Source organism: Kitasatospora sp. NPDC057518 (genome assembly GCF_042802075.1).
Taxonomy (GTDB): Bacteria; Actinomycetota; Actinomycetes; order Streptomycetales; family Streptomycetaceae; genus Kitasatospora.
Genome location: NZ_JBHVEU010000522.1, coordinates 1 through 5,844, shown reverse-complemented (window position 1 = coordinate 5,844; position 5,844 = coordinate 1). Strand labels below are relative to the sequence as shown.

The following is a 5,844-nucleotide window of genomic DNA, read 5'->3' as shown; positions in this document are numbered from 1 at the left end:
GGCCGCTGGGGGAGCAGCGGCGGGACGGGGCCTCGGGAGCGGGCGGTGACGCGGGCGTCAGGCCTTGGTGACGTCCTCGATCTCGTCGTCGTCCTCGCGACCGGGGGTCTTGAGGTCGAACTTGGTGATCGCGAAGCGGAACAGGAAGTAGTAGACCGCGGCGAAGGCCAGGCCGAGCGGGATGATCATCCACGGGTCGGTGGCCTTGTTCCAGGCCAGCGCGTAGTCGATCAGGCCGCCGGAGAAGGTGAAGCCGTCGTGCACGCCGAGCGCCCAGGTGACGGTCATCGAGACGGCGGTGAGCAGCGCGTGGATGACGTACAGGACCGGGGCGATGAAGACGAAGGCGAACTCGATCGGCTCGGTGACACCGGTCACGAAGGAGGTCAGGGCCAGCGAGACCATCATGCCGGTGACGGCCTTGCGGCGGTGCGCCTTGGCGGCGTGGGCGATGGCCAGCGCGGCGGCGGGCAGCGCGAACATCATGATCGGGTAGAAGCCCGACATGAACTGTCCGGCGGTCGGGTCGCCGGCGAAGAAGCGGGTCAGGTCGCCGTGCACGACGGTGCCGTCGGGCTTGGTGAAGTCACCGGTCTGGAACCAGGCGTAGGAGTTCACGAACTGGTGCATGCCGACCGGCAGCAGACCGCGGTTGACCAGGCCGAAGGCGCCCGCACCGAACGCGCCGGCGCCGATCAGGGTGTCGTTCAGGCTCTTGATGGCGTCGCCGATCGGGCCCCAGGCCAGACCGAAGAAGACGCCGACGGCGGTGCCGACGAAGGCCATGATGATCGGGACCAGGCGGCGGCCGTTGAAGAAGCCGAGCCAGTCGACCAGCTTGGTGCGGTGGTACTTCTGCCACAGCACCGCGGCCAGTAGGCCGATCACGATGCCGCCGAGCACACCCGGGTTCTGGTAGGTGGCCGCCTCGTCCTTGCCGGGGAGGATCTTGTACTCGGTGATCGGGAACGCGGTGAGCACGTTCTTGTACACCAGGAAGCCGACCAGGGCGGCGAGGGCGGTGGAGCCGTCCGCCTTCTTGGCGTAGCCGATCGCGATACCCACCGCGAAGAGCATCGGCAGAGCGTCGAAGACCGAGGTGCCGGCGGTGTTGAACACCGCGGCGACCTTGTCCCAGCCGAGGCCGTCCTTGCCGAACACGTCGTCCTGGCCGAGACGCATCAGCAGACCGGCTGCGGGGAGCACGGCGATGGGCAGCTGGAGGCTGCGACCGATCTTCTGCAGACCCTGGAGGAGGTTCTGGCCGAACTTCTTGGCGGGGCTGGGTGAGGCCGGAGCCGTGGCGGGCGCCGGTGCCTGCGCAGACTGACTCATGGGGGTGGGTTCCTAACGGCATGGCGGTCGGTCGGGGGGAAGGCACAGGGGCCGAACCGCGAACTGGTCTACACCACACGTGGTGTAGACCAGTTTTGTAGCACGGGTGGAGAAGTCGAGGAACCCCGGAAAGCGGTGTCGCCGGGAAGCGCTATGAAATCGAAACCTACTTACCGAATGGCGATCATGGTAGCGACCGCGATTGGGATTTTGGCCGACTGCGCAACAAAATCGATTTTGGCTAATCGCGCAACAAAAGCACAGCGTGCTCCGGTGGGCCCTGCCAGGCGCGTTGGGCCCGGTCGGCCGGGCTTTCGGAAATGCCGAAGGCCTCCGGACCGGTGGTCCGGAGGCCTTTGCGGGGATAACTCGGGTGGCGCCCGGGTTCAGGCCTTGGTGACGTCCTCGACCTCGGCCTCGTCCTCCCGACCGGGAGTTTTCAGGTTGAATTTGACGATGATGAACCGGAAGAGCGCGTAGTACACGACGGCGAAGCAGAGGCCGATCGGGATGATCAGCCACGGTTTGGTGGCCAGTCCCCAGTTGATCACGTAGTCGATCAGGCCGGCCGAGAAGCTGAACCCGTCGTGCACCCCGAGCCCCCAGGTCACCGCCATCGAGGCGCCGGTCAGCAGCGCGTGCACGGCGTACAGGGCCGGGGCGATGTAGGCGAAGGAGTACTCGATCGGTTCGGTGACGCCCGTCACGAAGGAGGTCAGGCCGACCGAGAGCATCAGGCCGTAGATCTCCTTGCGCCGGTGCGGCTTCGCCGAGTGCGCGATCGCGAGCGCGGCGGCCGGCAGCGCGAACATCATGATCGGGAAGAAGCCGGACTGGAACTGGCCGGCCGTCGGGTCGCCCGCCAGGAAGCGCGGGATGTCGCCGTGCACGATCGCGCCGTCCGGCCTGGTGAACTCCCCGAACTGGAACCAGACGAAGGTGTTCAGCAGCTGGTGCATGCCGATCAGCAGCAGGGCCCGGTTGAACAGGCCGAAGATGCCGGCGCCGCCCGCGCCCAGGTCGGAGAGGGTCTGCGAGAAGTCGTTCAGGCCGCGGCCGATCGGCGGCCAGACCCAGAGCGCCACCACGGCGGTCAGCATGCCGACCAGCGCGGTGATCATCGGCACCAGGCGGCGGCCGTTGAAGAAGCCGAGCCAGTCGACCAGCTTGGTGCGGTGGAACCGCACCCACAGCCAGGCCGACATCAGGCCGATCAGGATGCCGCCGAGCACCCCCGGGTTCTGGAACGTCGCGGCGGCCGCCTTCGCCGAGCTGTAGTCCACGCACTGGTCGCTGACCAGCACCGTCGGCGGCTTGCAGCTCTCCGGGAAGGCGTGCAGGACCTTGTAGTACACCAGGAAGCCGACCACGGCGGCGAGCGCCGTCGAGCCGTCCGCCTTCTTCGCCATGCCGATCGCGACGCCGATGCAGAACAGCAGCGGCAGGCCGAAGGAGGAGTCGAGCAGCGCGCCGCCGGCGGAGGCGAAGACCTTCGCGACGTTGTCCCAGCCGAGGCCGTCCTTGCCGAACACGTCCGGCTGGCCGAGGCGGTTGAGGATGCCCGCGGCGGGGAGCACCGCCACCGGGAGCTGCAGGGAGCGGCCCATCTTCTGGAGGCCGCCGTAGAAGATGTGCCATCGTTTGGCCTGCGGGGCCGTGGCGCCTGCCGAACTCATCCTTCGCCCTCCGAGAGCAGTTGCCTGCCGGGGGCCCGGCGGGACCCTCGGGCAGGGCTCGGGAACACCCGGGGCCGTTCCCGCGTTCGTCGGAGTACACATATATTGGTGTAGACCACTTGACGCAGGTCGCACTCCGGAGGCGCGAGCCCCGCTGATCGTCATCCTCGGGCGGCGATCCGGAGCCTGCCCGCCGGAATGGGCCGAAAGTGGACTAACGTGGCGGACCGGACCGGCACGGGTGATGCTGGTCGCGCCGCTCGCAGGCCGACCGCGGCCGAACCCGCGTCAGCCACCGGCACGCACCTCACCGCACGACGGTCGAGGGACACCCAGCACCAGCGCAGGACGGCACCCGGCAGAGCCGCCGAAGGGCCGAGACAGAGGGAGAAACCAGATGGCCAGCAAGGCTGAGAAGATCGTCGCCGGTCTGGGCGGCATCGACAACATCGAAGAGGTCGAGGGCTGCATCACCCGCCTGCGCACCGAGGTCAAGGACGCCTCCCTGGTCGACGAGGCCGCCCTCAAGGCCGCCGGCGCCCACGGCGTCGTGAAGATGGGCACCGCGATCCAGGTCGTCATCGGCACCGACGCCGACCCGATCGCCGCCGACATCGAGGACATGATGTGAGCTGAACCACCCAGGTTCAGCCCGCCCGGCCCGCCGACCCGCTCAGGGGGACGGCGGGCCGTGGCGCGTCCCCGCCCTCTCCGGCTCGCCTCCGGAAGCGGCCCCCCGGAGCGACTACGCTCAGTGCCTATGTCACGCATCGACGGCCGCACCCCCGACCAGCTCCGCCCGATCACCATCGAACGGGGCTGGAGCAAGCACGCCGAAGGCTCCGTCCTCATCTCCTACGGCGACACCAAGGTGCTGTGCACCGCCAGCGTCACCGAGGGCGTGCCCCGCTGGCGCAAGGGCAGCGGCGAGGGCTGGGTCACCGCCGAGTACTCCATGCTCCCGCGCGCCACCAACACCCGCGGCGACCGCGAGGCCGTCAAGGGCCGCATCGGCGGCCGCACCCACGAGATCAGCCGGCTCATCGGCCGCTCGCTGCGTGCCGTGGTCGACCACCGCGCGCTCGCTGAGAACACCATCGTCCTCGACTGCGACGTCCTCCAGGCCGACGGCGGCACCCGCACCGCCGCCATCACCGGCGCCTACGTCGCCCTGGTCGACGCCGTCGCCTGGGCCCGCGACAAGAAGCTGCTGCGCGCCAAGGGCCAGCCGATCACCGGCGGCGTCAGCGCCGTCAGCGTCGGCATCATCGACGGCGTCCCGATGCTCGACCTCCAGTACGAGGAGGACGTGCGCGCCGAGACCGACATGAACATCGTCTGCACCTCCGACGGCCGCTTCGTCGAGGTCCAGGGCACCGCCGAGGGCGCCCCGTTCGACCGCGAGCTGCTCGACCGGCTGCTCGACCTCGGCAGCCTCGGCTGCGCGGAGCTCGACGAGATCCAGCGCAAGGCCCTGGAAGGCTGAACCGGCGAGGGCCCCGCGGCCGTGGAGCGGAACGGACGGACGGTCAACCCGTGGGTGGGGACGGCCGTTCGGACCGGTACGGACGCGCGTACGGGCCGCGGGTGGGGCCGCGGGGCGAACGGCCCGCCGAAGGGTCGACCTGACGGTCGGCCTGCTGTACAGGCCGGGTCCGGAGACCGTACGGTTCCCGCAGCACCCCCGCTGCGGGAACCGCGCACCCCTCTGCGCGCGTCCCACCCCACGGAACCCGCGCCCCCCAGGAGGATCGGATGCCGTCGAGCATCGCCCGCCCCGCCGCCCTCGCCGTGGCCGGACTCATCGCGATCCTCCCGCTCAGCATGGTGAGCTGCTCCGCCGCCCAGAAGGCGCTCGACTGCGGCAACACCGCCGTGAGGATCACCGGCGACCTCGCCGACGTCACCCAGGCGTACGACAACGCGAGCAACGACTCGGCGGCCGCCGGGAAGGCCCTGCAGAAGCTCAAGAACGACCTCGACCAGGTCGGGAAGAACTCCAAGAACACCGACGTCGCCAAGGCCGTGACCGATCTGCAGAAGCAGGTCGAGAACGTGCAGCGGGCGGCGGACAGGAACGAGGTCCCGGATCTCAAGCCGCTCGGCAACGCGGCCGGCAACCTCACCTCGCTCTGCACCGGCTGACCGCCTCCGGCCACTCGGTAGGGTGGGCGATATGTCCACCCGCCTGATCCTCGCCACCCGCAACCAGCACAAGGTCACCGAGCTCCGCGCCATCCTGGCGGACGCCGGCCTGGACGTCGAACTCGTCGGCGCCGACGCCTACCCGGAGATCCCGGACGTCCCCGAGACCGGCGTCACCTTCGCCGAGAACGCCCTGCTCAAGGCCCACGCCCTGGCCCGCGCCACCGGCCTGCCCGCCGTCGCCGACGACTCCGGCCTCTGCGTGGACGTGCTGAACGGCGCGCCCGGCATCTTCTCCGCGCGCTGGTCCGGCAAGCACGGCGACGACCGCGCCAACCTCGACCTGCTGCTCGCCCAGCTCTCCGACATCGCCGAGCCGCACCGCGGCGCCCACTTCTTCTGCGCCGCCGCCCTCGCCCTCCCCGACGGCACCGAGCGCGTCGTCGAGGGCCGCCTCCTCGGCACCCTGCGCACCGCCCCGGCCGGCGAGGGCGGCTTCGGCTACGACCCGATCCTCCAGCCCCTCGGCGAGACCCGCACCTGCGCGGAGCTCACGGCCGACGAGAAGAACGCCATCAGCCACCGCGGCAAGGCCTTCCGCGCCCTCGCCCCGGTCGTGAAGGACCTCATCGCCTGACGCCCCGTCCGGCGGACACGTCGAAGGCCCGCCCCGAGATCACTCTCGGGG

General features: G+C 70.0%; 6 protein-coding genes. 4 read left to right on the top strand and 2 right to left on the bottom strand.

Annotated features, from left to right (window positions below):
• Positions 1 to 57: 57 nt before the first annotated feature.
• Together ACFU7Z_RS34950 and ACFU7Z_RS34945 are read right to left on the bottom strand one after the other, a co-directional pair.
• Positions 58 to 1,335: a PTS transporter subunit EIIC gene (locus ACFU7Z_RS34950; RefSeq protein ID WP_049655708.1), complete on the bottom strand. Its 1,278-nt coding sequence runs from the start codon at positions 1,333 to 1,335 to the stop codon at positions 58 to 60.
• Between the two features lie 386 nt (positions 1,336 to 1,721).
• Positions 1,722 to 3,011, bottom strand: coding sequence for a PTS transporter subunit EIIC (locus ACFU7Z_RS34945; protein ID WP_049655706.1), 1,290 nt, complete (start codon positions 3,009 to 3,011; stop codon positions 1,722 to 1,724).
• A gap of 397 nt (positions 3,012 to 3,408) precedes the next feature.
• Between ACFU7Z_RS34945 and ACFU7Z_RS34940 the strand changes: the two genes are divergently transcribed.
• The 4 genes from ACFU7Z_RS34940 (at position 3,409) to rdgB (ending at position 5,793) form a co-directional block, all read left to right on the top strand.
• Positions 3,409 to 3,642 carry a glucose PTS transporter subunit EIIB gene (locus tag ACFU7Z_RS34940; RefSeq protein WP_030060521.1) on the top strand — a complete coding sequence of 78 codons (234 nt, stop codon included), beginning with the start codon at positions 3,409 to 3,411 and terminating at the stop codon, positions 3,640 to 3,642.
• Between the two features lie 129 nt (positions 3,643 to 3,771).
• Entirely contained in the window at positions 3,772 to 4,497 is a 726-nt protein-coding gene (gene rph / locus ACFU7Z_RS34935; protein WP_049655704.1) for a ribonuclease PH, read from the top strand.
• 269 nt (positions 4,498 to 4,766) lie between these two features.
• Complete coding sequence (locus ACFU7Z_RS34930) at positions 4,767 to 5,156, top strand: hypothetical protein (protein ID WP_049655703.1); 390 nt, start codon at positions 4,767 to 4,769, stop codon at positions 5,154 to 5,156.
• 31 nt (positions 5,157 to 5,187) lie between these two features.
• On the top strand, positions 5,188 to 5,793 hold the full coding sequence (gene rdgB / locus ACFU7Z_RS34925; protein ID WP_380742008.1) for an RdgB/HAM1 family non-canonical purine NTP pyrophosphatase: 606 nt from the start codon (positions 5,188 to 5,190) through the stop codon (positions 5,791 to 5,793).
• The last annotated feature ends 51 nt before the right edge of the window (positions 5,794 to 5,844 follow it).